The sequence below is a fragment of the Micromonospora sp. NPDC049274 genome, assembly GCF_040678875.1.
GTDB lineage: Bacteria > Actinomycetota > Actinomycetes > Mycobacteriales > Micromonosporaceae > Micromonospora.
Window position 1 is genome coordinate 42,332 of the sequence record NZ_JBFAQS010000007.1, and the last position, 26,916, is coordinate 69,247.

The 26,916-nt window shown below is 70.8% G+C and carries 22 protein-coding genes; 11 read left to right on the forward strand and 11 right to left on the reverse strand.

Going from position 1 to position 26,916, the window contains the following annotated elements; genetic code table 11:
• The first annotated feature begins 245 nt into the window (after positions 1 to 245).
• Positions 246 to 1,112: an alpha/beta hydrolase gene (locus tag AB0K10_RS15240; RefSeq protein ID WP_363683719.1), complete on the forward strand. Its 867-nt coding sequence runs from the start codon at positions 246 to 248 to the stop codon at positions 1,110 to 1,112.
• Between the two features lie 624 nt (positions 1,113 to 1,736).
• On the opposite strand, the gene AB0K10_RS15245 is transcribed toward AB0K10_RS15240, so the two are convergent.
• From AB0K10_RS15245 to AB0K10_RS15255, 3 genes are all read right to left on the reverse strand, one after another.
• Complete coding sequence (locus tag AB0K10_RS15245) at positions 1,737 to 2,981, reverse strand: PQQ-dependent sugar dehydrogenase (RefSeq protein ID WP_363683721.1); 1,245 nt, start codon at positions 2,979 to 2,981, stop codon at positions 1,737 to 1,739.
• Between the two features lie 102 nt (positions 2,982 to 3,083).
• Positions 3,084 to 3,686: a lytic polysaccharide monooxygenase gene (locus AB0K10_RS15250; protein WP_363683723.1), complete on the reverse strand. Its 603-nt coding sequence runs from the start codon at positions 3,684 to 3,686 to the stop codon at positions 3,084 to 3,086.
• 253 nt (positions 3,687 to 3,939) lie between these two features.
• Positions 3,940 to 4,518, reverse strand: coding sequence for a hypothetical protein (locus AB0K10_RS15255; protein ID WP_363683725.1), 579 nt, complete (start codon positions 4,516 to 4,518; stop codon positions 3,940 to 3,942).
• Between the two features lie 788 nt (positions 4,519 to 5,306).
• Between AB0K10_RS15255 and AB0K10_RS15260 the strand changes: the two genes are divergently transcribed.
• Entirely contained in the window at positions 5,307 to 6,731 is a 1,425-nt protein-coding gene (locus tag AB0K10_RS15260; RefSeq protein ID WP_363683727.1) for an endo-1,4-beta-xylanase, read from the forward strand.
• 311 nt (positions 6,732 to 7,042) lie between these two features.
• On the forward strand, positions 7,043 to 7,816 hold the full coding sequence (locus tag AB0K10_RS15265) for a hypothetical protein (protein WP_363683729.1): 774 nt from the start codon (positions 7,043 to 7,045) through the stop codon (positions 7,814 to 7,816).
• A gap of 128 nt (positions 7,817 to 7,944) precedes the next feature.
• Here the strand turns inward: AB0K10_RS15265 and AB0K10_RS15270 are convergent, their stop codons facing one another.
• The 3 genes from AB0K10_RS15270 to AB0K10_RS15280 form a co-directional block, all read right to left on the reverse strand.
• Entirely contained in the window at positions 7,945 to 9,054 is a 1,110-nt protein-coding gene (locus tag AB0K10_RS15270) for a 3-dehydroquinate synthase II (RefSeq protein ID WP_363683731.1), read from the reverse strand.
• Positions 9,026 to 9,865 carry a 2-amino-3,7-dideoxy-D-threo-hept-6-ulosonate synthase gene (locus tag AB0K10_RS15275; protein ID WP_363683733.1) on the reverse strand — a complete coding sequence of 280 codons (840 nt, stop codon included), beginning with the start codon at positions 9,863 to 9,865 and terminating at the stop codon, positions 9,026 to 9,028. The genes AB0K10_RS15270 and AB0K10_RS15275 overlap by 29 nt, the downstream gene beginning before the upstream one ends.
• Before the next feature lie 72 nt (positions 9,866 to 9,937).
• Positions 9,938 to 11,380 carry a multicopper oxidase domain-containing protein gene (locus AB0K10_RS15280; protein WP_363683735.1) on the reverse strand — a complete coding sequence of 481 codons (1,443 nt, stop codon included), beginning with the start codon at positions 11,378 to 11,380 and terminating at the stop codon, positions 9,938 to 9,940.
• Between the two features lie 345 nt (positions 11,381 to 11,725).
• Between AB0K10_RS15280 and AB0K10_RS15285 the strand changes: the two genes are divergently transcribed.
• The 3 genes from AB0K10_RS15285 to tnpB all read left to right on the forward strand — a co-directional run bounded on the left by AB0K10_RS15285 (position 11,726) and on the right by tnpB (position 15,001).
• On the forward strand, positions 11,726 to 12,841 hold the full coding sequence (locus AB0K10_RS15285) for a hypothetical protein (protein WP_363683737.1): 1,116 nt from the start codon (positions 11,726 to 11,728) through the stop codon (positions 12,839 to 12,841).
• A 205-nt stretch (positions 12,842 to 13,046) separates the two neighbouring features.
• Entirely contained in the window at positions 13,047 to 13,625 is a 579-nt protein-coding gene (locus AB0K10_RS15290) for an IS607 family transposase (RefSeq protein ID WP_363683739.1), read from the forward strand.
• Complete coding sequence (gene tnpB / locus AB0K10_RS15295; RefSeq protein ID WP_363683741.1) at positions 13,622 to 15,001, forward strand: IS607 family element RNA-guided endonuclease TnpB; 1,380 nt, start codon at positions 13,622 to 13,624, stop codon at positions 14,999 to 15,001. Before AB0K10_RS15290 ends, tnpB begins: the two co-directional genes overlap by 4 nt.
• 468 nt (positions 15,002 to 15,469) lie before the next feature.
• Here tnpB and AB0K10_RS15300 read toward each other — a convergent pair whose 3' ends face one another.
• The 3 genes from AB0K10_RS15300 to AB0K10_RS15310 all read right to left on the reverse strand — a co-directional run bounded on the left by AB0K10_RS15300 (position 15,470) and on the right by AB0K10_RS15310 (position 17,985).
• On the reverse strand, positions 15,470 to 16,291 hold the full coding sequence (locus AB0K10_RS15300; protein WP_363683743.1) for an ABC transporter permease: 822 nt from the start codon (positions 16,289 to 16,291) through the stop codon (positions 15,470 to 15,472).
• A complete protein-coding gene (locus AB0K10_RS15305) occupies positions 16,288 to 17,250 on the reverse strand; it encodes an ABC transporter ATP-binding protein (protein ID WP_363683745.1) in 963 nt (320 codons plus the stop codon). The genes AB0K10_RS15300 and AB0K10_RS15305 overlap by 4 nt, the downstream gene beginning before the upstream one ends.
• 129 nt (positions 17,251 to 17,379) lie before the next feature.
• A complete protein-coding gene (locus tag AB0K10_RS15310; RefSeq protein ID WP_363683747.1) occupies positions 17,380 to 17,985 on the reverse strand; it encodes a response regulator transcription factor in 606 nt (201 codons plus the stop codon).
• Between the two features lie 287 nt (positions 17,986 to 18,272).
• Here AB0K10_RS15310 and AB0K10_RS15315 point away from each other — a divergent pair, with 287 nt between their 5' ends.
• From AB0K10_RS15315 to AB0K10_RS15330, 4 genes are all read left to right on the forward strand, one after another.
• Positions 18,273 to 18,464, forward strand: coding sequence for a hypothetical protein (locus AB0K10_RS15315; protein WP_363683749.1), 192 nt, complete (start codon positions 18,273 to 18,275; stop codon positions 18,462 to 18,464).
• Between the two features lies 1 nt (position 18,465).
• The gene (locus AB0K10_RS15320; RefSeq protein WP_363683751.1) at positions 18,466 to 20,724 is read left to right on the forward strand and encodes a TOMM precursor leader peptide-binding protein; all 2,259 of its coding nucleotides are present in this window, start codon (positions 18,466 to 18,468) and stop codon (positions 20,722 to 20,724) included.
• 35 nt (positions 20,725 to 20,759) lie between these two features.
• The gene (locus AB0K10_RS15325; protein ID WP_363683753.1) at positions 20,760 to 21,458 is read left to right on the forward strand and encodes a hypothetical protein; all 699 of its coding nucleotides are present in this window, start codon (positions 20,760 to 20,762) and stop codon (positions 21,456 to 21,458) included.
• Between the two features lie 122 nt (positions 21,459 to 21,580).
• A complete protein-coding gene (locus AB0K10_RS15330; protein WP_363683755.1) occupies positions 21,581 to 22,774 on the forward strand; it encodes a sensor histidine kinase in 1,194 nt (397 codons plus the stop codon).
• Between the two features lie 19 nt (positions 22,775 to 22,793).
• On the opposite strand, the gene AB0K10_RS15335 is transcribed toward AB0K10_RS15330, so the two are convergent.
• Together AB0K10_RS15335 and AB0K10_RS15340 are read right to left on the reverse strand one after the other, a co-directional pair.
• On the reverse strand, positions 22,794 to 23,402 hold the full coding sequence (locus AB0K10_RS15335) for a response regulator transcription factor (protein WP_120688552.1): 609 nt from the start codon (positions 23,400 to 23,402) through the stop codon (positions 22,794 to 22,796).
• Positions 23,403 to 23,524: 122 nt separating this feature from the next.
• Positions 23,525 to 25,045, reverse strand: coding sequence for a fatty acid--CoA ligase family protein (locus AB0K10_RS15340; RefSeq protein ID WP_363683757.1), 1,521 nt, complete (start codon positions 25,043 to 25,045; stop codon positions 23,525 to 23,527).
• 303 nt (positions 25,046 to 25,348) lie between these two features.
• Here AB0K10_RS15340 and AB0K10_RS15345 point away from each other — a divergent pair, with 303 nt between their 5' ends.
• Entirely contained in the window at positions 25,349 to 26,854 is a 1,506-nt protein-coding gene (locus tag AB0K10_RS15345; protein WP_363683759.1) for a SagB family peptide dehydrogenase, read from the forward strand.
• Positions 26,855 to 26,916 lie beyond the last annotated feature (62 nt).

A 26,916-nucleotide genomic window follows, 5' to 3' on the forward strand; every position in this document is an offset into this window, starting at 1 on the left:
CCTCGCGTCCTCCCGCAGAGTGAAACCTGAACGAATCTCCTCTTATGTCACGGATTTCCTTTGCGCGTCAGTACGGTGAGGATTGGGCGATCAAGCGAGTCTTCGCGGCACCGAAGCCCGGCCGCTGTCGGTGCGCGCGCCACTCCGCGGTGCTCCCGACCGGTTGCGGCTGTGGCGGGGTCGCGTTGGCAGCCATCCGCACCCGCCCGCGTTCGGAAACCACTGACCAACGAGGGAGAAGAGACGTGCTCGGTATCTCGCTACGTCGGCCGAAGACCATCGCCGCAACGCTCGCCGCCGCAACGCTGGTGATGGTGCTCGGCGCAGCCGCTCCAAACGTGTACGCGGACGGCGGCGTGCGACCAACCCCCGACGAGGGGCAGCGCCACAAACCGACAATCGTCCTGGTCCACGGCGCCTGGGCCGACGGCTCGAGCTGGAGTGGCGAGGTCCGCAGACTCCAGGCGCGCGGTTTCGAGGTCCAGGTCGCGCCGCAACCCGGCCGGGGACCGACAATCGACAGCGGATACCTGAAGGACTTCCTGTCCACCATCGAGGGTCCCATCGTGCTCGCCGCCCACTCGTACGGCGGCTTCGTGGTAAGCGACGCCGCGACCGGCAACAAGAACGTCAAGGCACTCGTGTTCGTCGACGCCTTCGCCCCGGACAAGGGGGAGACCGTGGAGGAACTCACCGCCGGCTCCGGCTCGGTGCTGGAGCCGGCCCTGACCGACCCCACGAGCGTCTTCAAGCTCGTGCCGTTCCCCGGTGCCCCGGAAGGTGCGGTCGACGCCTACGTCCTGCCGAAGGTGTTCATCCCCGGCTTCGCCAACGGTCTGCCTCGGCGGCAGGCGGAGGTGCTCGCCGTGACGCAGACCGCCCTGGCCACGAACGCCCTTGCGGAGCCGGCCACGGAGCCGGCGTGGAAGACGATCCCGGTATGGGCGGTGATCGGTGAGGAGGACCGGGTCATCCCGCCGGCCCGCCAGGAGGAGATGATGAAGCGGGCGGAGGCCGACATCACCCGGATCGACGCCGGTCACCTGGGCCTGATCTCGCATCCCGATCAGGTCACCAAGGTCGTCCTGGAGGCGGCCCGGACGACCGCCTGACCGACCCCGTGACACCGACGGCAACCGTGGCCGCGTTGGCCGACTCGGCCAACGCGGCCACGTGACGGAGCGGCCGGCCGTGGCATCGCCCAACGCGAGGCTACGGCCGGCCGCTGTGTCAGTTGGTCGCCTTGGCGGCCGCCTTGATCTGATTGGTGACCGCGCCGGCGGCGGTGACCCTGGACAGAGGGGATGGTGCGCCAGGCCGGCTCGCCGGACTCCTCGACCAGGGCGTTCAAGGCCAGCGGACGCTGCCGGGCGGCCAGCACCGCAACGTCCTTGGCGGGAATGCTCTTGTCGGCGAACGCCTTGCCGAAGATCGACGGCTGCACGTAGAGGTTGACAATTCCCGGGTCGGCACCGGCACCCGATCGGCTGGACGCACGCCGAGCAGGTAAAGGTCCACGGCTGTCGAGATCGACGCATCCCACGCTGTGGCGGTCTCTCGGCCCGGCCCGGTCGCCGACCTCATCGACACCGCCGCACGCGCCACAGTCCGCGAGGCGGTCGCCGGGGGCCGAGTGGGGCGGTAGCAAAACGACGGGGGGCGTACCCCGGCGTGGACGGCCGCTGGTACGCGGCCGTCCACCGTGGTGTCACGGATGTCGGGGGATCGACCCCGGTTCAGCGGTTCGTCACCCCGCTGCTCGCGGGTGGCTGGACCTGCTCGAACCGTACCCGGCTCAGCCATCCCGGGAGATCGCTGGTCACGTACAGTTCGCCGTTCGCATCGGTGCCGATCGCGGTCGGCTGGGTGGGGAGGTTGCCGATCGTCGCGGATTCGTAGCCACCCGTGGCCCTGGGGCGGACGGCGAACGCGAGGGTCGAGCAGTAGTCGCTCGCGAGGTACGTGCCCCGCGCCTCCGGGGTGGCGGACCCTCGGTACACCACGCCGCCGATCACCGAGCAGTTCTCCGTCAGGTAGTGCTCGTACTCGAAGACCGGGTCGGTGAGCCGCACGCCCGGCCGGCACTGCGTCTGGTCGAAGACCGGCGTGCCCTCTCGACAGGACCAACCGAGGTTCGCTCCACGCTGCGACGGGCGGATGTGGTTGATCTCCTCGACCAGCCCCTGGCCGACGTCACCGATCCACAGCGAGCCGTCGACCGGGTCGATGGAGAACTTCCACGGGTTGCGCAGCCCGTAGACCCAGATCTCCGGCCGTGCACCGGGTGTGCGGACGAACGGGTTGTCGAAGGGTACGCAGTAGGGCTTGCCCCCGCAGGCGCGGTTGACGTCGATCCGCACGATCTTTCCGAGCAGGGTGCCGAGGTTCTGGCCGCTCTTGAACGGGTCGTTCGCGTTTCCGCCGTCGCCGGTGGACCAGTAGAGGTAGCCGTCGCGGCCGAAGGCGACCTGGCCGCCGTTGTGGTTGCCGAACTCGGCGTGCTCCTGGGTGAGCAGCACCTGCAGTCGGTCGGGAGCACCGATGGGCACTCGCGCCAGGGTCAGCGTGCCGGCCGGCAGGCTCGTGTAGGCCACGTAGAGGAGCCCGGTCCGCGCGAAGTTCGGCGCGGGCGTGATGCCGAGAAGGCCGCGCTCGTTGTCCGACGTGTCGATCCGGGCGGTCAGGTCGAGCACCGGCTCCGCCGCCAGGCCGGTGTCGGGGTGGTACGAGCGGACGGTGCCGTTCTTCTCCGCGATCAACATGCGCCCGTCCGGCAGTCCGGTGAGCGCGATCGGACGCTGCAGACCGAACGCCACCCGTTCGGATACCACTGTCAGTTCGGCGAGTGGCACCGCGCGGGTGTGGGACGTTCCGGCTGCCGCAGGGCTGGCCACCGGCGCCGGTGGCACCAGAAGCGCGGACAGGGTCAGGATGAGCAGCCCTGCCAGCATGGTGGCCGGGCGATAACGCCGTCTCTGCATGTTCAGCTCCTTGATCAGTGGGTGAAGGGCGGGCACTCCGGCCCAGGGCGTCAACGCGCCCTGGGCCGGAGTGGTTGCTGCCCTACCGGTCGGACCTGCCGATCAGGCGATGGTGATGTCGCTGCACCACATGTAGGTCTGGTCCAGGTGCGACGCCTTCCAGAGCACGAACAGGATCTGGTTCCCGCTGCGTGCGGGGAGCGAGACGTTGAACGAGATGTTCTGGGCCGGCGCGTACCGCCCGGTCGTCGCGATCAGGTCGAGGTTGCCCCACCCGAGCCGCTGGGTGGCGGGGTTGAACCCCTGCTTGGTGACGTAGACCTGGAAGTAGTCAGCACCGTGGCTGGCCTGGTCGTACATCTGGACCGTGAGATTGCGGCTGACGGCTGTCGTCTTCCATGCCCCGGGCTGGTTCACCGCGTCGTTCCGGGCGAGGGCATTGCTGCACAGTTGCCCATCCGGCGTGCGGGCCTGGTACTGACCGGCGAGGCCGTCCCGCAGTTGGCTCATCCAGTTCCACATGGTGTCCGGGTTGGCCTGGAACGCCTGCCAGCACATCGGGTCCTGCTGCTGCATGGCCGGGTTGGTGTGCTGGTTGCCCCAGGTCTTCCAGCACTGGTAGGCGCGGGTCGCCGGACCGATGACGGTGCCGTGTGCCTGAGCTGCGCCGACCGAGGGCAGCGTACCGACCACCAAGGCGGCCATCAGGACGACCGCCTGGAGGGACCGACGGACTGTTGACCGCTGCCGTCCGCCGGATTGATGGGGCTTGTGTAAACGCACTGTTCATCCTCCGTTCATCGGTACGAGACATCGATGTGGGAACGCTCCCAAAGCCACTGTTGCATCCATCAACTCAAATATCAATGTTGATCTATCTTTAGACGGATGTGGAGCGAGCTGTCCGGATCGCCGGATCGATGGCGGATCCGCGTACCTGCTCGGCTGCCCGGCCTGGTCAGAGCCCGGCCGCGGCGTCGTACCGCCGGCGCTGTTCGGCCATCTCCGCCGGGGTCAGCGCCTCCTCCTGTGCCAACGTCGCGTACCTGGCCGGGAACATCTCCCGTAGCCGGTCGATGAACCTGACGTCGGCGGTCGCCTCGACGACCTGGATGCCCGGAGGGTTGGTGGACATATCCATGATCAAGGGACCGGCCAGCTTGACCGCCACGTCCCACGGGCGCTTCTGCTCGGCGACTCCGCAGAGGTGGAAGCCGTAGACCTTCCGGACGTCGGCGAGAGCGGTGGCGTCCGCCGGCTCGTAGCCGTAGACGCGGATCCCGCAGATCACCGGCGGCTTCTCCGCGGTGGCTCCCGGTTGGGCGCTGTGTCCGGCGTGGTTGTGCTGCCCAGGGTCCGCCTGTTCAAGCGTGGTACGCATCCGGGCCACGATCTGCGCCTGCAGATCCGCCGGCGCCGTCTCCTGGTCGGCCCGGTTGACCAGTACGACCGTGCCGGCCGACACCGCCAACAGGATCACCGCCACCCAGAACAGGCGGTGGCGGTACCACCTCGCGAGATTCTCTCGGGAAATCATCGTCGCTTCTCACCTCGTCGCCGGTTCTGGTGCGCTGGCAGACCGAATCGGAAGCCCCCGGGGGTCTGGCGTCGAGCGCGTCGGCCGTCGGGGACGCGTGCCGGGGGCACGTGTGGCGAGCGAGGATGCCCGCCCGGCGCGATGCGCGCCCTCGTGGCGGTGGCCCGACGCAGGGGCCGCGAGCGTCTGTCACAGTGACGCGCTGCCGGCCCTGCGATGCTCCCGTGCTGGCCGTTCTCAGCACGGTTGCCCCCGCGCTGCGGCGATATGAGCCATTCCAGCACATCTGGGTCCACACTCGCAACATAGACGCACGTCAGTGTTGGTCCCGCCCGGTCGCGCCGCTTGCCGATCGCAGGCCGGCCGGTCGGTCCCCGATCGCGCAGCGCCGCGGGCGCAACACCATCGGTCGACGACCGCGCAGATCGAATTGATTCGATATAGCATCACGGGCAGGGCAGTGTCACTCCGCAGGGCGTACGGCGCGGAGTGCTCACCATCCACCGGGCGGGCCGGGCAGCCTGCGGTGGTCACCGATTCGGGCGCGGCGGGGTTGTCGCCGGCCCGGCGTCACCTGCGGCGTGCTGGTCCAACGGCGAGCGCGGTGCTCCCTTCGCCGGCCGTGCAGCGATCGTCGGGTCTGCGCCTCGCGTCGGCAATGGACCAGACAGAACATCGAGGGGAAAGCACAGATGAACGACGTACCCGCTCAACCGAAACGCCGAACCAGGGGTGCCGCCAGGCTGCTTCTGGGTGGGGCCTGCGCCCTGGCGATCACCGTGTCCTCGATGGCCCTGGCGACCTTCGCCCGCGCCGATCTCAGCGGACCGCCCGGGACCACCCTGAGAGCCGCAGTCGAGCGCAGCGGCCGGTACTTCGGCGCCGCCATGGGGTCGGACCGTCTCACCGACTCGGGCTTCCTGACCATCGCGAACCGCGAGTTCGACATGATGACGGCCGTCAACGAGATGAAGCCCGACGCGACCGAGCCCAACCCTGGCCAGTTCGACTTCCGTCGCGGTGACGCGATCTACAACTGGGCCACCGAGCACGGCATGCGGTTCCGTGGCCACACCCTGGCCTGGCACGGCCAGCAGCCCAGGTTCTGGGGAAGTCTCAGCGGCAGCGCCCTGCGGGCCGCGATGATCAGCCACATCAACGGCGTCATGGCCCACTACAAGGGCAAATTCGCCTACTGGGACGTGGTGAACGAGGCCTACGCCGAGAACGGCAGCCGGCGGTCGTCGAACCTGCAGGCCACCGGGAACGACTGGATCGAGGTGGCGTTCCGGACGGCGCGCGCCGCCGACCCGAGCGTGAAGCTGTGCTACAACGACTACAACATCGAGAACTGGACGTACGCCAAGACGCAGGGCGTCTACAACCTGATCAAGGACTTCAAGGCCCGCGGCGTCCCGGTCGACTGCGTCGGCCTCCAGACCCACTTCACCGGTGGCAGCTCACTGCCGGGCAACTTCCAGCAGACGCTGTCCAGCTTCGCGGCCCTCGGGGTCGACGTGGCGTTGACCGAGGCCGACGTCACCAACGCCTCGACCAGCCAGTACCAGGGCCTGACCCAGGCCTGCATGAACGTTCCCCGCTGCGTCGGCATCACGACGTGGGGGATCCGGGACAGCGACTCCTGGCGTGGCAGCGAGAACCCGCTGCTCTTCGACCGCAACAGCAACCCCAAGGCGGCGTACACCGCCGTCCTCAACGCTCTCAACGCCGCCTCCACCACCGTGCCGGGCACGCCGCCGACGACTGCTCCGCCGACGACTGCTCCGCCGACGACCGCTCCGCCGACGACTGCTCCGCCGACGACTGCTCCACCGACGACCGCTCCGCCGACCACTGCTCCACCGACGACTGCTCCGCCGACGACTGCTCCGCCGACCACTGCTCCGCCGGGTGCCTGCACCGCGACGTACCGCATGGTCAACAGTTGGAACGGTGGCTTCCAGGGCGAGGTCACCGTGGCCAACAACGGCTCCACCACCCTCAGCGGCTGGACCGTTCGGCTGACGCTGGCCGGTGGGCAGACCATCGCCAACGTCTGGAGCGGCATCAACACCGGCACCAGCGGGACGGTAAGCGTCCGCAACGCCGAATACAACGGGTCTCTCGGCGCGAACGCCTCGACGACCTTCGGCTTCCTGGTCAACGGCAGCAGCAGCGCGGCGCCCAGCGGCCTCTCCTGCACCAGCCCCTGACCGGCGACACGTACCCCTCCGTCGGCTCAGGACGATGATCGGGCCCGGAGCCACCGGCTCCGGGCCCGGGTGCCGTCGTGGTCGGTCGGGCCCCGATCACGGCTGCCGACCGGCCGAGGCCAACCTCTTCGCACACACCGACTCATCGAGATAGCCGGATCTGACGCGGTCGTGCCGGAGTAGCCCGGATCACCGCGGCGCGAGGCCAACCGCGCCGCTGGCGGTGCGAGCGCGAGCATGGCGGCCTCGGAGGGCCGGAAAGTTCCTGCTGGCCCGCCTCTTGGCGGGGCCACCCGTCATGGAGGATGACCATGCGCAAACTTCTCGCGGTGTTCAGCGCCGCCCTGGTCCTCGTCGCCGCGGCCGGCAGCGTGCCGGCCGCCGCGTCCGGGGCCGCCCCGCCCTCTTGCCCCCGTGGACTGCTCTTTTGTGAGGACTTCGAGCGACTGTCTCCCGGGGGACCCAGCACGTTGAAGTGGGGTGTCGACACCCGCCACGGCACGCTGACCGTGGAACGTGCCCGCCGGGGCAACCAGGTGCTGCACATCCACACGGTCGACAACGGGCGCGCCTTCCTGCGGGTCGACGACTTCGCCGCGCCGGGTAACCGCTTCTACGGCCGGATGCGTCTGCGCGTCGATGCCTTCCCCACGGCCCCGGACTGGGCGCACTTCACGCTCGTGGAAGCGACAGGCGCCGGCAGCGCGGAGGTCGTCCGTCCGGTCGGGGGCCAGTACGCGCCCACGGTCCCCGGAACCTTCTGGGGGGTCGGCGCCGACGGCGGTCCGACCGGCGACTGGACCAACTGGCGGGAGTCCGCCCCGGTCGCCGAGGACACCTGGCAGTGCTTCGAGTGGAAGATCGACGCGGCGGACAACCGCGTCGCGGTCTGGATCGACGGCGTGGCGAACCCGGAGCTGACCGCCTCCACGAGCAACCACGGCGGCAACGACGTTCCCTTCGTCCTGCCGACTGTCGACACGGTGAAGATCGGCTGGCAGCTCTACCAGGGTGGCACGACACCTGGCGAGTTCGACCTCTGGATCGACGACATCGCCCTGTCGAGCAAGCGGCTCGGCTGCTGACCTGAAGCCCCGGGTGGCTCGAAGGAACTTCGGTTCCGACGGCGACGAGCACCCCGGATCGCCACACCGAGGCGCGCCCCGCCGGCCGCTGAAGGCCTGCGGGGCGCGCCTCGGTGCGCAACCGTCACTCACTGTTCGCGGCAGAACTCCTCAATGGGGTAGCCGACGTGCCGATCGGCGGTGGGCAGATGGCCCAGGATCCGGTCCCCGGGCTGCAGTTCGGTCGAATTGAGCACCACCGCGTCGGGCCCGAGCACCCGCACGTGCCAGTCGTCCTGAAGGATCAGGTTGACCGTCTGCCCGTTCGGCGCGACCGCGTCGATGGAGATCAGTGGCCGGGTCTCGATCTTGACTCGGCCGACCGTGACCAGCCGGGTCTGGCCCTTGGTGGTCACCGCGAGCACCTTGCTGCCCGCTTCCAGCTCGCTCAGGTAGTGCGTCCGCCCGTCCGCCGCGACGGTGTACGAGTGGATGGCGCCGGCGTTCACCCGGAACGGCCGGGTCGGCATGTACGGCAGGGGATGCGTCTCGCTGACACAGAGCACCATGCCCTTGGAGTGGGAACCCACCAGGATCCCCTCGTCCTGCCCGAAGTACGTGCACGTGTCCACGCAGGCACGTTCGCCCATGCCCACGTGCCGCGTCCGGGTGACCTCCAGCTCCACCAGCGGGATCTCCCCGTGCTGGCCGGTCGCCGCGCGACGCAGGGCGGTCGCGTCCCCCACCGAACGGGCAGCCATCAGCACCCCGTCGGAGCCGACCTCCAGCACCCCGAAGAGAATCTCGGCTTCGGGCACGTCGTGGGCCACAGTGACGATCGTCCCCTGGGACTCGGCCGCCGCGGCGAGCACGATCTCCAACGGGATCTTGGTGGGGTCGCGGAAGTCCAGGACGGCGAGCTCCTCCTCACGGGCCGCCGTACATGCCTCGGCGAGGGTCGGCGCGTCGACGATCTCGACGTACCGACCGAAGCGCACACCGGGGTGCGCCTCCTGTTGCGCGGCCCGCTCGGCGCTCGGGCCGGGCAGCACCACCGTGTCGGCCTCCCCGAGGTCGTCCGGCAAATCCGCGCCGCGCAGCAGCAGAACCTTGCCCAGCGTCGGGGGCAGGCCCGCGAAGGCCGCCGGGTCGGACGCCACCACGGCGTCCAGACCCTGGTGTACGGCCTCCTCGAGAATGGCTGCGGTCGCCCCGCCTGCTGCCCGAATGTCAAGCCAGCACAGTCTGTTGCCCGTCATGGTGTCCTCCCTCTAGGTCGTCGATCTGTTCCATCGGGTAGCGGTGCACCAGCCGCGCCACCCTGCGCGCCAGCTGCTCCGGGTCATGGGCCTGGAAGAGGTTGCGACCCATCGCCACACCGGCGGCCCCGCCGGCCAGCGCGTCGGCGACGAAGCGGAGCAACTCGGCCTCGCTGCCCCGTCGCGGCCCGCCGGCCACCAGGACCGGGATCGGGCAGATGCTGGTGAGGTCGAGCATCCCCGCCACCGAGCCGGGGTAGACCGTCTTGACCAGGTCCGCGCCGAGGTCGGCGGCGATGGTGACCGCGTGTGCGAGCAGGGCCGGATCACGGGGATCGTCGATGCGTGGCCCGCGCGGGTACATCATCGCCATCAGCGGCAGGTTCCACCTGTCGCACGAGTCGGCGATCCGGGCCAGATCCTGGATCTGCTGGTGCTCCTGCCGCGAGCCGACGTTGACGTGCACGCTGACTCCGTCGGCACCGAGGCGGATCGCTTCCTCCACCGCCGTGACGACGTACTTGGCGTCGGGGTCGGGGGCCTGGCTGGTGCTCGCGTTGAGGTGCACGATGAGCGACATGTCGGCGAACCGGTCCGGGCCGATGTGTCGCACGCTGCCCTTGTGCACGACGACCGCGTCGACACCGCCGCCGGCGAGCTGGCCGACGAGCCGGTCGATGGGCTGGCTTGGCGTCACCACCGGGCCGTCGGCGATGCTGTGGTCGACCGGCGCGACGACCAGACCGGCGGTGCTGTGATGGTGCAGTCGGCGTAGTCGCAACGACCGTGCCGAATGGCTGTGTAGTGGCATTCTCATCCTTCCTGTCCCGAAGGTGTGCGGCCCGGTCCGGTGGGCCGGGAGTCTCTTTCGAGCAGGTCAGGATCAGACGACTCTGAATTGGGCCATCATGCCCATCCCGCTGTGGTCGACCATGTGGCAGTGGTAGGGGTAGACACCGCGCCAGGTGTTGAACGTCGCCTGTAGGCGCACCGACTGGCCGGGAAAGATGGTCACGGTGTCCTTCAGGCCGGACTCGGTGGGGTCGGCCGGGTTGGGCCCGCGATCGAGCACTCGGAACTGCACCAGGTGCGTGTGGAAGTTGTGGGGAATGGTGGCGCTCGCATTCGTCACCGTCCATTCCTCGGTGGTGCCCCACGCGATGGTGGTGTCGATCCGGGCCGGGTCGAAGACCTTCCCGTCGATGTACGCCTGGTGGCCCGTCCCCGGCTCGTCCATGCGCAACTCCACCTGCCGCCGTACCGTCGGGGTGGGCAGTGCCGGCAGCGTGCGCAGCCGGGCCGGCACGGCGCTGCGATCCCGCGCTGCTGCCGGTACGACGTCGAAGCGCATGACCTGGCCGACCTGGTCCGTCGGGCCCGGACCCATGAGGTTCTCCAGCACCACAGAGCTGCCGGGTGTGTAGCGGGCGAAGTCGACCACCACCTCCAGGCGCTCCCCCGGGGACAGCAGCAGGTACGGCGTGTCGACAGGCGCCTCCAGCAGTCCGCCGTCCGAGCCGATCACGGTGAAGATCCCGCTGTCGGCGAGCCGCAGCAGGAAGATACGCATGTTGCTGGAGTTGACCAGCCGCAGTCGGTACCGCCGCGCCTGCACCGTGAAGCGGGGTGTCGGCCGGCCGTTTACCAGGATGGTGTTGCGGTTCTCGACGTCGTCCATGGTCCAGACCAGTTGCGCGTCGGCGCCGAAGTGGGCGTCGCGCAGCACCAGCGGTACGTCGAAGGACCCGCGCGGCAGTGGCAGGGCCTCCTCGGTGGCGTCGGTGAGCAGGTAGAGGCTGCTCAGCCCGCGGTAGAGGTGCTCGGCCTCCATGTGGTGGGCGTGGTCGTGCATCCACAGGGTGCCGTGCGGCTGGTGGTTGGGGTAGGTGTAGACGCGCTCCCCACCGGGCGCGATCGTCACACCGCCGGAACCGTCGTCGCTCGGCGCGGTAGCTCCACCGTGCAGGTGCACCGCTGTCGGCATGTCGAGCCGGTTACGCTGCCGGACCACCACGCGGCGACCGGAGCGGGCCCGGATGGTCGGGCCGGGCAGGTCACCGTTGTAGGTGTAGACCTCGGTGCGAGTGCCGGGCAGGATCTCCAACCGGCGGCGGTGCATGGTGACCGAGTAGTAGTCGGTGGTGGCCGTACGACGGATCGGCCGCAGTGTCTCAGGGACCGTGAGCGGAACGGTGAACGGTGCCGCGACGGTGGCCGCCGCGGCGGGCGTGTCGGCCAGCCGGTCGGCGAGGCTGGCGAGGCCACCGGTCGCGCCGAGGATGCCCGACGCCGCACCGAGGCGCAGCAACTGACGACGAGTGGACACGGTGGTCCTTTCCTGTAACGGGGTGGAGCGAATTCCGGTGCGTCCGGCGGCCCGGTCCGGGCCATTGCGCCACGCCTTGATGATGAGGCGCGAAAGGCCTTCCGTAAGGTGTGGACGGCCCGGTCGGGGACACTTGTCATCGTCACGCTGACGTTCCGTCATGTGCGTTTTTCACAGCCGCACACAAAGCGGGGTGACACTTGTCAGCGGATCGTTTCAAGCACTTTCCCGCGGTGCTCGCATGCCCGGATGATCCGAGGCGGAACGGCCGCCGGCAGTCGGCGGAACCCCTCATCCGAACCGGCACCAGTGGACGGTTTCCGATGCCTATGGGAGGTCATGGAGATGCTGGCTGACGCCGTGCCATCGCACACTGTGGAACTGGACACCACCGGCGTGACCGGTCTGCGCCTGTACACGCGTGGGCCGGTGAGCCTGCCCTGGCTCGCCGACCACGTCGTACCGGTCGCGCGAACCCTCGCCGAGGGCAGTGGACGCATCGTCTATCTCAGGCGGGGCTGGTTGCACGGCCCACACGTGGACATCATCGCGCGGCGTGCCTTCGGGCCGCCGCCGCCATGGCACTCCATCGCCGCGCGGCTCGACGCGGGGCCGCTGGATCCCGCCACCGCACTCACCGAGGAGGTGTACCTGGCGCAGGCGGAGGAGTTTGGCCGGCTGGAGGGGTTGCCCCATCCGTACGGCACCCTGCGGACGCACGGCCTGGTGGAGTTCCTCTGGGCCGCCGGCATGGAGGAGCCCGCGCCGGCGTTCAATCAGCTCAAGGATGTGGTCCGCAGCATGCTCGGCCGGCCGCTGATGCGTCTGGTCGACGAGCTGTCCGCCCACCCCGAACGGGCGACCGTACGCCTCGCCGAGGCGTTCGTCGCGCTCGCCGACACGCACGCCCTCGGCACCGCGTACGGGGCTCTCTCGTTGCGCTGGCACGCGGAGGCCTTCCTGGCCTGGGCGAAGCCGGCCGGCAAGGTCCGGACCACCTTCGCCAATCGTCTCGCCAAGGATGCCGACCAGATCCGGCAGGTGGTCGCCGACCGGCTCGCCGACGCGCCGTCGCCGGCCGCGTCGGGTTGGCGGGCCTCGCTCGGCTACTGCGCGGGCGCACTCGACAACGCGGCCGCGAGCGGGGTGCTCACCCCGGACCTGGTCGACTCGGTGGGCCCGGACGGTGGGCCGCGGCGGCGCCTCGCCGGCGAACCGGACAGCGACTTCCACCGGGCGGTGGGGGAGTCGGGCGTGGTGGAGTCTCCGTCGCCGTTCTTCGCCTCGTACAGCTTGCTGACAAACCTGTTCTACCAGCAGTTGCCACTGTTGACGGTGTCCCCGCTGCAGCGCTACTACATGTGCCACGCGATCGCGGAGACAGTCGACGACGTGCTGGGAGAGCCCTGGCAGGAGCGACTGCGCAGCCAGCGCTGGAACCTCACCGCCTTCGCCCACTGACGCCGACGCCCGGCGTCTACTGCGCCCGATCCACTGCGCCCGATCCACGGCCTCGGCCGAGGGTCGGGCGCAGTCGCCTGTGCCGGACGACGCGGCCAGGCGGTGTCGCGCGGACGCCCGACCCGCGGCTTGGGCAGGGGGTAGTCGGCTGCTGGCGGGCGTGTCGGTCGTCAATAGCGCTCACTAGCGGGCTATAGTCGGCGTTGTGAACTTGAAGGAATGGGCAGCGGCCACCGGGATCTCGTACGCGACAGCACGTCGGCGTTACGAGTCCGGAACGCTACCCATTCCCACCTACCGGATCGGCCGCCTAATCATGGTCGGAGATCCGGTCACCGGAACGGCGGCGGAGGCCGGGCAGACCGTGGTGTACGCCCGGGTGTCGTCAGCCGATCAGAAGGCGGATCTGGACCGTCAGGTCGCCCGGGTGACCGTGTGGGCCACCGGCCAGAAGCTCGGCGTGGACCGGGTGGTCACCGAGGTCGGGTCCGCGTTGAACGGGCACCGTAAGAAGTTCCTCGCCCTGCTCCGCGACCCGGATGTGTCAACCATCGTGGTCGAGCACCGCGACCGGTTCGCCCGCTTCGGTGCCGAGTACGTTGAAGCCGCGCTGGCCGCGCAAGGCCGGCGTCTGCTGGTGGTCGACCCGGCTGAGGTCGATGACGACCTGGTCCGCGACGTCACCGAGATCCTGACCTCGCTGTGCACCCGCCTGTACGGTCGTCGCGCCGCCGCGAACCGCGCCCGCCGCGCAGTCGAAGCCGCCACCGAGGCTCCGGTGTGAAGACGATCCAGGCGTACCGGTTCGCCCTCGACCTCACCCCGGGCCAGGAACGTGACGTGCTCGCGCATGCCGGGGCGGCCCGGGTCGCGCATAACTGGGCACTGGCGAAGGTCAAGGCGGTCATGGACCAGCGGACCGCCGAGCGATCCTACGGCGTGCCGCACGAGGCGTTGACGCCGTCGCTGTCATGGTCCCTCGCTGGGTTGCGGAAGGCGTGGAACGCCGCTAAGCCCGGGGTTGCGCCGTGGTGGGACGAGGTGTCGAAGGAGGCGTTCAACACCGGCTTGGACGCCCTCGCGCGCGGCTTGAAGAATTGGGCCGACTCCCGTAAGGGCGCACGGGCCGGGCGGCCGGTCAGGTTTCCCCGGTTCAAGTCCCGCCGCCGCACCACACCATCCGTGCGGTTCACCACCGGGGCAATCCGGGTCGAACCCGACCGCATGCACGTGGTGCTGCCCCGACTGGGCCGGTTGAAGCTGCACGAGTCGGCCCGCAAACTCGCCCGCCGCCTGGACAACGGCACCGCCCGGATCATGTCCGCGACTGTGCGGCGCGACGGCGGACGCTGGCACGTTTCGTTCACCGTTGAAGTCGAACGGGCCGAACGCGCCCCTGCCCGGCCGCAGTCGGTCGTCGGCGTGGACGTCGGGATCAAGCACCTTGCGGTGCTGTCCACTGGCGAACTGGTCGACAACCCGCGCCACCTAGTCGCCGCGCAGCAACGCATGCGCTCGTTGGGTCGGGCGCTGTCACGCAAGACCGGCCCGGACCGGCGTACCGCAAGACGAGCCTCGAAGCGGTGGGAACGGGCAGCCGCCCGGCTCGGCCGCGCTCACGCCCGCGTGGCGAACCTGCGCCGCGACGGCCTGCACAAGCTCACCACCCGCCTGTCCCGCGAGCACAGCATGATCGTGGTCGAACACCTCAACGTGGCCGGCATGCTCGCCAATCGGCGGCTGGCCCGGCACATCGCAGACGCCGGTTTCGCGGAGATCCGCCGCCAGTTGGCGTACAAGACCGGATGGAACAATGGTCAGCTACTGCTGGCCGACCGCTGGTATCCGTCCTCCAAGACCTGCTCGGGCTGCGGCACGGTGAAAACCAAGCTGGCCCTGTCCGAGCGCGAATACACCTGCGAGGCGTGCGGTCTGGTCATCGACCGGGACCGCAACGCCTCCTTGAACCTGGCCGCTCTCGCGGCCGAGTTCGATACCGCCGGGAGTGGCCCGGTGGCAGCACGTGGAGCCGACCAGAAGACCCGCGTACGCGGGCAGGTGGCGACGAAGCGTGAACCCGGCACGGCATCCGCCGGTCAGACCGGGACCGTTCCGCCGCAAGGCAGGACTACCAACCATGTGCTTGCTAAAGCGCACTGAGAGGTAACGGTGCTGGTCAGTGCCTGTCGAGCTGCCCCATCCGTGGGGCGGGCTGGCCCGGGCGGCGCTGGCCTCGATCTGCGCCCCGAGGGTGACATCCAGGGCCCGACAGGCGGACTGCCATGCGGCGGGGCCACAACCGTGCAACCGGCCACGGGCCTGCCCGCCCCACTGGTGGGGCAGCTCGACAGGCACGACGACCAGGCACCGTGCCATCCCAACTCACGCCGTCGAGGGATGGTCCGCCGGTGGCTGACCGGCATCGCCCGGCACGACTGCGGCCAGGGTCACCGAAGAGCATGGTTCATCGTGAGCGCTCCAGCCGCGTGAGCACGGCCCGTCCCGCTGACGTGGCGCCCGCCTCGCAGCCGCGCACGAGAACGGCGACGTCCGGGCGGCGAGCTCCGGAACCAGGGCCGGAACTCACCGTCCGGACGCCGCCGCGCTGGCGGGCCGGTACGGCCGGGATCACTCCGGGCGCGGGTCCCAACGGAACCGACGGACCGCGATCAGGGTGCCGAGCACACCCCAGGCGAGCAGGACACCGTGCTGTTTCCAGTGCAGGCCGTCGCCTGTGGTGAACGCCGACAACAGGGCGTCGTTGAACGGCTTCACGGGCAGCAGCCCAGCCAGGGTGTTCAACGTGTCGGAGTGGATGGGGAAGTAGCTTCCGGAGATGAAGACGAGCGGAAACTGCACGAACTGCACCACCGCGGGCGCCGCCTCGGAGTTGCTGACCAGCGAGGCGACAGCCGCACCCAGGGCGCAGTAGCAGACCGATCCCAGCAGCAGCGTGACACCGACCGAGGCCCAGTCGGCGGGAACCGGCGCGCCGTACAGCGCACCAACGCCCACCACCAGGACGACGTCGATGACGCTGACCATCAGGCAGTGTGCGAGGAGCCCGGCGAAGTAGATCCAGGCCGGCAGCGGGGTGGCGTGCAGCCGCTTGAGCACGCCGGTCTGCCGTCGGGCGGCGAGCGCGATGGCGAGCTGGCCGTAGCAGGCTCCGAGCACCGACACGGCGGCGATCGTCGCCGAGTAGTACTGCATGCCGGTGCGGCCGTAGAAGAAGTCGCTGGCCTCGCCGCCACCGAAGACCGCACCGATGATGGCGATGAACGCGATCGGGAAGACGAACGTGAAGATCATGGCCTGCGGGTTGCGCCAGAACGACAGCTGCTCGTACCGGATCTGGTGGAGCAGCACGGCCAGGTCGCTGCGGCGGCGGGACGGGTGATCGGTGGTCTCGTCGGCGACTCCGACGGCGACGGGATTCAACGTGGTCATGCTGCCCTCCGGTTCCTGCGGCGCTGCCGGCGTGACGTGGGCGTGGCTTCGGGCCGGCCGGCGGCGTCGCCGGTCAGGCTCAGGTAGACGTCCTCCAGGGTGGGCTGCTCCACCGCGAGTCGGTGCAGCGGCGTCCCGCGTGCCAGCGCCCAGCCGGTCAGCCGGTGCAGCGCCTCGGTGGCGTCGTCCACCTCGAGGGTCACGTTCGTCTCGTCGATCTCGCTGGGGGCGACGGGCAGCTCCTCCGGTGCCACGCCGTCGGGCCGGGCGAAGCGGATCCGGGTACGGGCGGTGTCTCGGCCGCCGATCGTCTCCGGGGTGCCCTGTGCCACCACGCGGCCCGCGTTGAGCACCACGATCTGGTCGGCGAGCGCCTGCGCCTCGTCCATGTAGTGGGTGGTCAGCACGACTGTGGTGCCGAGGTCGCGCAGGCTGCGGACGACCTCCCAGGCGCCGCGGCGGGCGGTCGGGTCGAAACCGGTGGTGGGCTCGTCGAGGAAGAGCAGCTTCGGGTCGCCGATCACGCCGAGGGCGAGGTCCAGCCGGCGCTTCTGCCCGCCGGAGAGGTCCTTGACCTTGGCGTCGCGCTTCTCGTCGAGTCCGACGAGCTCGACCACCTCGTCCACGTCACGGGGGGCCGGGTAGTAGCCGGCACTGCGGGCGATCGTCTCCCGCACACGCAGGTGCGGTTCCACAGCGATGTCCTGGAGCACCAGGCCGACCCGCTCCCGCAGCCACCGACGCTCGGCCCGGTCGCCCGGGTCACGGCCCAGCACCTCCACGCGGCCGGCGTCGCGGCTGCGGAAGCCCTCCAGGATCTCCAGTGTGGTGGTCTTGCCGGCGCCGTTCGGGCCGAGGAGGGCGACGATCTCCCCCTGCTCGACGGTGAAGCCGATGCCGGCCACGGCCTCGTGGTCGCGGTACCGCTTGCGCAGTCCGTCCACGACCAAGGCGCTCATCGGGGGTGCTCCGGTGCTGCCACGGTTTTTCCCTTTCGATTGGTTTTCCAGGACGCTAGAGCGCCCTGCGGCCGGAGAGCGGCGTCGCTGACCGACATCACCGCGGTCCGGGACAGATGTCATCGCCGGTCAGAGCCAGCCCTGCTCGTAGGCGATACGGGCGGCGTCGAAACGGTTGCGCCCCTTGAGCTTGCGCATGGCGGACGAGGAGAGGTTGCGGACCGTCCCGGCGGAGAGGAAGAGCTCCTTCGCGATCTCCTTCACCGAGGCGCCGCCGACGGTGAGGCTGAGGATCTCCCTCTCGCGGTGGGACAGGGCCTGCGCCCGCGCCCCGGGCGGCCCGATCAGGGCCGGATCGATGGTGAGGCAGCCGGCGGCCACCCCGCGCACCGCGCCGACCAGGTGGGACAGGCGCGCGTGTTTCGGGATCACGCTGAGGACACCCGCCTCCACCGCGCGATCCACCAGGGCTCGGGTGGGCGCGGCGGCGATCAGAGCGACACCGCAGGAGGGGAGTGCCTCGCGTACCTGACGGGCGAGTTGAAGGCAGTCGGCGCCGGCCATCCCCATGCTCAGGATCACGATGGAGGGACGCAGCTGCCGGACCGTGGCGACCACGTGCTGGCCGCCGTTGACCAGACCGACGATCTCGAAGCCCGGGACCGTCCGCAGAGTCTCCGCGAACGCGTCCAGGACCAGAGCGTGGTCGTCACAGACGACAATTCGAATGCTCATTGGGCCACCCCGCTGGTGAGAGGATTCGTCGCTGGCCGGCGTTGCCGAGGCCATTCCGACGTTGCCCAAAAGCATGGCGGCGTGGCAGTGATCGGAACAGTGCGCCGATCCCGAGGCGAACATGAAATTACGCAGCCTGCGAACCTGAAATTCTCATGCCGCGTCGACGTGTGTTTTTCACATCGGGTCGGTGACGTCGGCACTGGCGGGGCCACCCCTCGCAACGACACCATTTTCCCATCGCAGGGCGACCCTGATCCCCTGCCCCACCTGGAACGAGGATCACCATGGCGCTTTCATCCGCACCTGACCGCGACTCCCGTGTGGCGGGTACCGCCAACGTCTTCGGCGGCCCGGCCGGTGCGATTTCCGGCCTGCGGATCAGCCAGCACGACGCGTGGACGACCTCCGACACCGCGGCCGCCGCCTTCACCTGGATCTGCCTGGCGGACGCCGCCCACGACGAGCGGGTCGCCTGAGATGACCGGGGTCGCGGAGCCGTCGCTGGTGGGCTTCCGGCGCCACCTGCGCCCGGAGGTGGTCGCCGGTGAGGCGACGTACCTCTTCTCGGAGCACGGTGTGACGGCCGTCCAGGCGGCCCGGATGGAGCACCTCACCCCGCTGCTCGACGGCACCCGCGACGTGGCGACCGTGCTGCGGGAGGCCCCGGAGGAATGCGCGGGCCTGGTCCGTGACCTGGCCGAGGCCGGGCTGCTCGTCGCCCGTACGCCCGCTGTCGGACCGCAGGACCCGCGGGCGGTGGCGTACTGGGAGTCGGCCGGGCTGGACAGCGATGCCGCGACCTCCGCCCTGACCGGCGCCGCCGTGCGGGTCCAGGCCGTGGGTGGGGTCGACGACACGGCGGTACGCGAGGCCTGCGCCACCGCCGGCCTCACCCTGTTGACCGGCGAGGGCGCCGCCGACCTCGACGTGGTGCTCTGCTCCGACTACCTCGACGCCGAACTGGCCGCGGTGAACCGGCGGCAGAGCGAGATGGCCCGGACCTGGCTGCTGGCTCGCCCGGTCGGCACCCAGCTCTGGATCGGCCCGGTGCTGCGACCGGGTCAGGCCTGCTGGCACTGCCTGGCGCACCGGCTCTGGTTGCACCGGCGGGCCGAGGCGTACGTGCAGCGCGTCCTCGGACGGATCGGGCCGGTGCCCCGCCCCGTCGCCGCCGTGCCGCCGTCGGCCGCCGTCGCCGCGCAACTCGTCGCCCTCGAAGCGACGAAGTGGCTGGCCGGCCACCGCTACGCCGGTCAGCAGGCGGTGTGGACGGTGGACACCCTCACCCTCGACGGGCGGCATCATGAGCTGCGGGCCCGCCCGCAGTGCCCCTCCTGCGGCGACCCGCAACTGGTCCGCGAGCGCACCCGCCGCCCGGTCACCCCGGTCAGCCGGCCCAAGGCGTCCACCGACGGCGGCGGGCACCGGGCGCTCTCACCGGGGCAGGTGTGGCAGCGGTACGAGCACCTCGTCAGCCCGGTGACCGGGCTGGTCCGGGAGGTTCGCCGGGACACGCACGGGCCGGAGTTCCTGCACTCCTACCGTGCGGGCGCCAACCTGGCCCTGGACGTGCGCGGCCTGGACGACCTGCGCCGCGGCCTGCGCAGCGAGCACGGCGGCAAGGGCGCCACCGCCGAGCAGGCTCGGGTGAGCGCGCTCTGTGAGGCGCTGGAACGCCAGTCGGGCACCTTCCACGGCGACGAGTTGCGCATCCGGGCCCGCTTCGCCGAGCTGGGCGACGAGGCCGTCCACCCCAACTCCGTGCAGTTGTTCGACGATCGCCAGTACGCCGACCGTGCCGCCTGGAACACCAGGCACTCGGCGTTCCAGTACGTCGGTCCGCGCTTCGACGAGCAGGCCGAGCTGGACTGGACGCCGGTGTGGTCGCTGACCGCCGGGCGGCAGCGCCTGCTCCCCACCGCCCTGCTCTACTACGGCACCCCGGCGGAGTCCAGCCAGCGCTGCCTGCGGGCCGACTCGAACGGCAACGCCGCCGGAGCCAGCCTGGAGGACGCGATCTGCCAGGGCTTCTTCGAGCTGGTGGAGCGGGACGCGGTGGCGCTGTGGTGGTACAACCGCACCCGGCAGCCCGGTGTGGACCTCGACGCCTTCGCCGACGGGTGGATGGTCGAGCTGCGGCGGGTGCACCACCGGCTGCACCGGGAGGTGTGGGCCCTGGACCTGACCGCCGACCTGGGCGTGCCGACGTTCGTGGCGCTGTCCCGACGGACGGACAAGCCGGCGGAGGACATCGTCTTCGGCTTCGGCGCGCATCTCGACCCGGCGGTGGCGCTGCGCCGGGCACTGACGGAGGTCAACCAGCTGCTGCCCGCCGTGGTGGAGGTGGACGCGCAGGGGGCTGGGTACGCCTGCGACGACCCGGAGGCCCGCCGCTGGTGGGCAAGTGCGACCGTGGCGAACCAACAGTGGCTGAGGCCGAACGCCGACGTGGCCGCCCGTACGCCCGCCGACTACGGCTACGTCCCGGGCACCGACCTGCGCGACGACATCCGTACGGTGCAGCGGGCGGTGGCGGCGCACGGCCTGGAGCTGCTGGTGCTCGACCAGACGCGGCCGGACATCGGCCTGCCGGTGGTGAAGGTTCTGGTTCCGGGACTGCGGCACTTCTGGGCCAGGTTCGCGCCGGGGCGCCTCTACGACCTGCCTGTCCAACTCGGGCGGGTCGACCAGGCCACCCGGTACGAGGACCTGAACCCGATCCCGATCTTTGTCTGATTCGTTGGCGCGTCGCCGGAGTGAGGAGGGCCCAGGTGAACAGCCACATGTCGTGGCGGCAACCCGGCCGCCAGGTCAGGACGGTCGCACTCTGGTCGTTCCCGGAGGACGTGCTCGTGGAGACCGGCGCCCCGGACGGCAGCGTGCTGCTGCTGACCCGGTGGGGTGAGATCCGGGTGGCCGATCCGGATCCGACGACTGTGGAGTCACTGCGCCGGATGAGTTTCGGCCCGGTGTCCCTGGAGAACGTTCTCCGGGGTGTCGCGGACGACGGCGTCGAGGACCTGCGTCGCCGGCTGTCCGAGCTGCTGGACGACCTTCAGCACGTGGTGATCCGGTCGGTGGGCCTGGACGACGGCCTCGGCCCGTGGCTCTCGGTCGTGCCGCTGACCCCGAGGGCGGCGTGCCGGGTGACGCCGCCACCGGCGGACCGCCCGGTGTGGCTCTCCCCGGCGGTCCAGACGCGCCGGGACTCGGGTGGCCTGGCGCTGGAGATCCCCGGCGGCCCGTACCGGGTGGTCCTGCACCGCCCGGACGGCGGCCCGCTGGTCGAGGCGCTGGCCGCGCCGAGCACCCTGGCAGCGCTGACGACGGCGGCCGGACTACCTGCGGCGCTTGTCGACGAGGCGGTCGCGCACCTGCTCGCCACGGGCCTGGCGGTCACCGGCACGCCCGCCGAGCGAGCGGCGGCGACCAGTATGGACTCGCAGTCCGCGGGTCGGGCGCACGAGTGATGCTGCCCCCCGCTCGGGCGACGCAGACCTTAACATCGAAGTCCGCCGTCACAGCGGATCCATCGCGAGGGCCCGAACGCATAGCCTCGCGCGGGCAAGACCGGCGCTTGGGGGGCGTGCACATGGACCGGACACCAGCAGACGATTCGAGACCGCTGAACGACGACGTTCGGACCGGCCCCACGGCGTCGCGACTGGCCCGGGTCGTGGTCGCCACCGTCGTCACTGGGCTCAGCCTGGTCGCGCTGCTCAACATCGTCGAGACGGCGCAGGAGCCCCGCGCGGTCGTGCTCGCCCTGGTGTCGATGAGCGGCCTCCTCTCACTGCAGCTGTTCTTCCTGACCGATCGGGCCCGTCGGCTCGGCGGGCCGGCCCGCCTGGGGCTGCTCGTCGCCCAGTCGCTGCTCGGCTTCCTCCCGTTCCTCGTCTTCGGCCAGGCCTGGGTCGGGATGCCGGGCTTCGTCGCGGGCAGTTTCCTGCTGATGCTGGCGCCTCCCCGCTCCGTCGTGGCCTTCGCGGCGACGGTCTTCGGCACCGTGGTGATCCAGTCGGCGATGACCACACAGGTCCTGCTCGTCGCGTACACGACGGTGTCCACGGTCCTGACCGGCCTCATCGTCTACGGGTTGTCCCAGATGTCCATCCTGGTCCGTGAACTGCACGCGACCCGCACCGAACTGGCCCGGCTGGCGGTGATCCGGGAACGGCTCCGCTTCTCCCGTGACCTGCACGACCTGCTCGGCTACAGCCTCTCCGCGGTCACCCTCAAGAGCGAGTTGACCCGGCGCCTCGTGGTCCGCAACCCGGACCGGGCGCTCGCGGAACTGGACGACATCCTGGGCATCTCCCGGCAGGCGCTGGCCGACGTCCGTCAGCTCGCGAGCGGCTACCGCGACATGTCGCTGGGCGACGAGGCCCGCTCGGCGCGATCCGTCCTGGCCGCCGCCGACATTCGGGTACGGATGGAGATCGACCACCCCGAGCTGCCGCAGGCGGTCAGCACCGTGCTCGCCACAGTGCTCCGCGAGGGGGTCACCAATCTGCTGCGGCACAGCAGAGCGCGCACCTGCGAGGTGCTGGTCGCCGAGCAGGACGGGCGCGTGCTGCTCACCATCGCCAACGACGGCGCCGACCTGGGGCTCCGCCAGCCGTCCGAGCACGGGGGCAGCGGGCTGCGCAACCTCTCCGAGCGGGCCGGGGCGCTCGGCGGCCGCCTGGTCACGAGTTGCTCCCCGGACGGTTGGTTCCGGCTCCGGGCGGAGCTGCCGGTCAGCCTGCCCGCCGCCGTGGAGGCGCCCGCCCAGCTCGCATCCTGACCCGGCCGGGAGGCGGGGGTCAGAGCCAGCCGGCGTCGCGGGCGATCCGGATCGCGTCGATCCGGTTTCGGGCGTTGAGTTTGGTCACCGCGGTGGTCAGATAATTGCGGACGGTCCCGGGAGACAGGAACAGCCGCGTGGCGATCTCGGTCGGCTCGGCGCCCTTCTCGGTGAGCCGGAGCACTTCGGCCTCGCGGGTGGTCAGCGGGCATTCGGCGCTGTCCCAGGCGGCGAGCGCCAACTGCGGGTCGACCACCCGCCGGCCCGCCGCCACCCCCCGGATCGCGTCGGCCAGGATCTCCGGCGGGGCGTCCTTGAGGATGAAGCCGGCGACGTGCGCCGCCATCGCCCGGCGCAGGTTGCCCGGCCGGCCGAGGCTGGTCAGCATCAGGCAGCGGCAGCTCGGCAACTGCTCGCGCAGCAGACCTGCCGCGGTCAGCCCGTTGATCCCCGGCAGGTCGATGTCGAGCACCGCGACATCCGGCCGTTGCGCCAGCGCCGCCGGCAGGATGTCGTCACCGGACGCCACCTCGGCGACCACGTCGATGTCGGGCTCCAGGGCGAGGAGTGCCAGCAGAGCGCCGCGGACCATGTTCATGTCCTCGGCGAGCAGAACCCTGATCGTCACCCGGCCAGCTTCGCATCAACCGCGTCGGCGTTAGGGGGCGACTCGTCCTACCATCGCGACTCTCCGGCCGACCGTCGTCACGGGGCGACCGTCCGTATGTGCCATCCCGGCTGAACGGAGGGTCAGTCGGCGGCGGCGCGGAGGGCGACGCGGTCGGGTTTTCCCGACACGGTCAGCGGCAGCGCGTCGAGGAACGAGAAGCCGGCCGGCACGTGTGCCGGCGACAGGCCGGCGGCGATGTGTTCGCGCAGCTGGGCGGCAGCACACCGGACCCCGGGACGCAGTTGCACCGCGGCGTGGGCGGTCTCCCCGTGACGCGTGTCGCGTCGGTCGTACACGACGGCGTCGGCCACCGCCGGATGGGTGAGGAGGACGCGCTCCACCGTGGACGGGTGAATCTTCAACCCGTTCGCCTTGATCACGCTGCCGATGCGTCCGACGAGGTGGAGGTAGCCGTAGCGGTCGAAGCGGGCCAGGTCGCCGGTGCGTAGCCAGCCGTCGTGCATCGTCTGCGCGGTCAGGGCCGGGTCGCCGAGGTAGCCGGCCATGGTGGTCGCCGCGCGTACCCAGACCTCACCCGTGGCTCCCCGAGGTGTCGCGGTAAGGCCGTCGGCCTCGCGGATCTCCAGATCGACCCACGAGAAGGGTCGGCCGACGCTGGGCAGGAGCTCCGGCTCGGCGTGATCGAGCGGCGTGAGGGTGCACATGCCGCCGGCCTCGGTGCTGCCGTACAGCTGGGTCAGCCGTTCGCCGAAGAGCGTCACCGCCTGGGCGATCCGGGTCGGCGCGGCGAAGGTGCCGCTGTAGAGGACCTGGCGCAGCGAGGGCAGCGCCCGCCGGGCGGCCTCCGGTCGGTCGACAAGTTGGTAGAGGTGCGGCACCGCCAGGTAGACGTCCGTCACCCGGTGCCGGACGACGGCGTCGACCACCTCGTCCAGGCCGAAGCCGTCGCGGAGCACCACCGCGCCCCCGCCGATCAGGACCGCGTCGACCATTGTCGCCGTGGCGTGGCTGACCGGGGTCACCGACAGCATCGTCACCGGCCAGTCCGGCGAGCCGTCGCCCGCCGACACCCGGATCCGCGCGTCGCGGGCGCCGAACGGCTGCTGTACCAGCTTCGGGTCACCGGAGCTGCCACTGGTCAGGTCGACCACCGCGATGTCGTCCGGATGCCAGGCGGCGGTCGGAAGGCGACCCGACCGGTGCCGGCGCAGATCGTCGGCGGCCACCACCGTCAGCGAGGGTGCCGCGGCGGCCAACTCCCGACCACGCCCGGCGTTCGCCGCGTCGACCACGAGGGTGCGGGCACCTGTGGCGCGCAGCACCCGCAGGCGGGCGACGCTCGAGAGATGCTCACCGTCGGCGCGGGCGTTCATCGAGCGCACGTGCGTGACGGTGGCGCCGAGCAGGTGCGCGGCGTACCGGGTGACGAGCATGGCCGGCACGTTCGGCTCGGTAAGGACGGCCACCGTCTCCCCGCGGGCCACGCCGGCGCGGGTCAGGCCGATGGCTGTCGACAGGATCGCCGCGGCGAGCGCGCCGCCTGTCGTCGCGCCCTCCGGTCGGTGCAGGACGGGCCGTCCGGGCCGCCGTTGCAGGGCGTCCAGCAGCCGCCGTACGTAGTGCGCCTCGCCGGTCTCCACCGTGACCTCCCGTCCGCGACCTCCGCCCGCCGCCGAGCAGGAGGGGGCCCGGCCAGCCTCCGCCGGACCGCACGCCCCGACCAGCCCCGCCACGATGTCCGTCACGGATGCCGGTACGTGTGTCACGAACCCGGGATGACAGGTGTCACCGGAGTGCGGTGCGAGCGTCATCCGTCGATGACAGCGGCCGAGGTGGCCGGTGACAGTGGCGGCGGCGCCTCGTTGCGTCGTGTCCGGGCGAGGTCCGGAATCCGTGGCGGCGAGACCCAAGACCCAGGTCCCGCGACGGATACGGAGTGCACCATGCAGACGACAACCCTTACCGACGGCACGGTCGTCGGGTTCCGCGACGACGTCCGGGCGGAGTTCGAAGACGGCCGGGTCGTCCTCACCAGCCCCGCCGGTGTGGTCGCGATGCGGCAGGTCGGCGACGGGCTCACCGCGGCGCTCCGCAGGCTCGCCGACGGGCCTGTCGACCCCGCCGATCTGCTCAGCGGGTTGACCGCGCGGGAGACCGCCCAGCTGCGCGGGTTCCTCGACCGGACGCCCCACCTGCTCGCCCGGGGTGTCGTCGCCGGCGACCGCGAGATGCTGCGGCTGGAGCGGACCGCACCCGGAACGGAGTACGCGCCGGTCACCGTGACGCCCACCGCCCGGGTGCGGCTGTCCCGCTTCGCGTTCTGCCGCTCCCGGGACGGCGCGCTGGTGCTGGAGTCGCCGTTGGCCCGGCACCGGGTGCTCCTGGTACACCCGGCGGCCCGACGCCTGGTGGGCGAGCTGGGCGCCCCGCGTACTCCGCTGGAGTTGGCCGGCGACGACCTCGACGTCGCGGCGGTCGCCACGCTCCTCGGTCATCTCGTCGGTGCGGGCCTGGTCGACGCGGCGGACAGCGCCGGCGGCTTCGAGTCCGAGACGGATGTGACCCTGCGCCAGTGGTCCTTCCACGACCTGCTCTTCCACTCGCGCACCCGCCCCGGTCGCTATGACGACCCGATCGGTGGGATCTACCCGCACCGGGGGGAGATCGCGCCGCTGCCGGCCGTCAAGGAGCCGCCGGCGGGCCGCACCGTGGAGCTGTACCGGCCGGAGCTCGACGACGTGCTGGCTCGGGACCCGGCGTTCACCGTGGCGCTGGAGGGCCGCCGGTCCATCCGCTCCTACGGCGAGGAGCCGCTCACCCTGCGCCAGCTCGGCGAGTTCCTCTACCGGGTGGGTCGGGTGCGGGTGCTGCGCGGCGCCGAGGGTGACCCGACCGGCAACGAGATCGTGGGGCGGCCCTATCCGACCGGCGGGTCGGCGTACGAGATCGAGCTGTACCTGACCGTGCGCCGCTGCGCGGGCCTGGACGCGGGGATCTGGTTCTACGACTCCGTGGCGCACCGGTTGGTGCTCGTCAACGACGACCCGGCGGACCAGGCGGCGATGTTGGACGTCGCGGCGGGCGCCACCGGCGGCGAGGCGGACGGTGACGTGCTGATCACCCTGACGTCCCGCTTCCAACGGTTGTCGTGGAAGTACGCGGGCATCGCCTACGGGATGACACTGCGGCACTGCGGGGTGGTCTACCAGACCATGTACCTCGTGGCGACGGCGATGGGGCTGGCGCCGTGCGGGCTGGGGATCGGCGACGCCGACCTGGCCGCCCGGGTGCTGCGGCTGGACTGGCTGCGCGAGACGTCGGTGGGGGACTTCCTGCTCGGTAGCCGGCCTGCGGGTGACCTGGGCACGTGGCGCACCGAGGACGGCTGGCAGCTGCTCAACGGCGCGGAGTGGGCGCTGCGGGCCGGCGAGGAGCTGGGTCGCGGATGACCTGCCGAAGCGCCCCTGCACGGGCCGTCCGGGCCTGGTGTGCGCCTTCTCCGAAAGGCTCT

What these genes read in the sequence shown, in the direction of transcription:
- AB0K10_RS15330 (WP_363683755.1), top strand. Translation starts at nt 21,581, where the DNA reads ATGGACCGGACACCAGCAGACGATTCGAGACCGCTGAACGACGACGTT.
- AB0K10_RS15285 (WP_363683737.1), top strand. Translation starts at nt 11,726, where the DNA reads ATGCTGGCTGACGCCGTGCCATCGCACACTGTGGAACTGGACACCACC.
- AB0K10_RS15260 (WP_363683727.1), top strand. Translation starts at nt 5,307, where the DNA reads ATGGCCCTGGCGACCTTCGCCCGCGCCGATCTCAGCGGACCGCCCGGG.
- AB0K10_RS15255 (WP_363683725.1), bottom strand. Translation starts at nt 4,518, where the DNA reads ATGATTTCCCGAGAGAATCTCGCGAGGTGGTACCGCCACCGCCTGTTC.
- AB0K10_RS15320 (WP_363683751.1), top strand. Translation starts at nt 18,466, where the DNA reads ATGACCGGGGTCGCGGAGCCGTCGCTGGTGGGCTTCCGGCGCCACCTG.
- AB0K10_RS15345 (WP_363683759.1), top strand. Translation starts at nt 25,349, where the DNA reads ATGCAGACGACAACCCTTACCGACGGCACGGTCGTCGGGTTCCGCGAC.
- AB0K10_RS15270 (WP_363683731.1), bottom strand. Translation starts at nt 9,054, where the DNA reads ATGACGGGCAACAGACTGTGCTGGCTTGACATTCGGGCAGCAGGCGGG.
- AB0K10_RS15300 (WP_363683743.1), bottom strand. Translation starts at nt 16,291, where the DNA reads ATGACCACGTTGAATCCCGTCGCCGTCGGAGTCGCCGACGAGACCACC.
- AB0K10_RS15265 (WP_363683729.1), top strand. Translation starts at nt 7,043, where the DNA reads ATGCGCAAACTTCTCGCGGTGTTCAGCGCCGCCCTGGTCCTCGTCGCC.
- AB0K10_RS15245 (WP_363683721.1), bottom strand. Translation starts at nt 2,981, where the DNA reads ATGCAGAGACGGCGTTATCGCCCGGCCACCATGCTGGCAGGGCTGCTC.
- AB0K10_RS15250 (WP_363683723.1), bottom strand. Translation starts at nt 3,686, where the DNA reads ATGGCCGCCTTGGTGGTCGGTACGCTGCCCTCGGTCGGCGCAGCTCAG.
- AB0K10_RS15315 (WP_363683749.1), top strand. Translation starts at nt 18,273, where the DNA reads ATGGCGCTTTCATCCGCACCTGACCGCGACTCCCGTGTGGCGGGTACC.
- AB0K10_RS15275 (WP_363683733.1), bottom strand. Translation starts at nt 9,865, where the DNA reads ATGCCACTACACAGCCATTCGGCACGGTCGTTGCGACTACGCCGACTG.
- AB0K10_RS15310 (WP_363683747.1), bottom strand. Translation starts at nt 17,985, where the DNA reads ATGAGCATTCGAATTGTCGTCTGTGACGACCACGCTCTGGTCCTGGAC.
- AB0K10_RS15305 (WP_363683745.1), bottom strand. Translation starts at nt 17,250, where the DNA reads ATGAGCGCCTTGGTCGTGGACGGACTGCGCAAGCGGTACCGCGACCAC.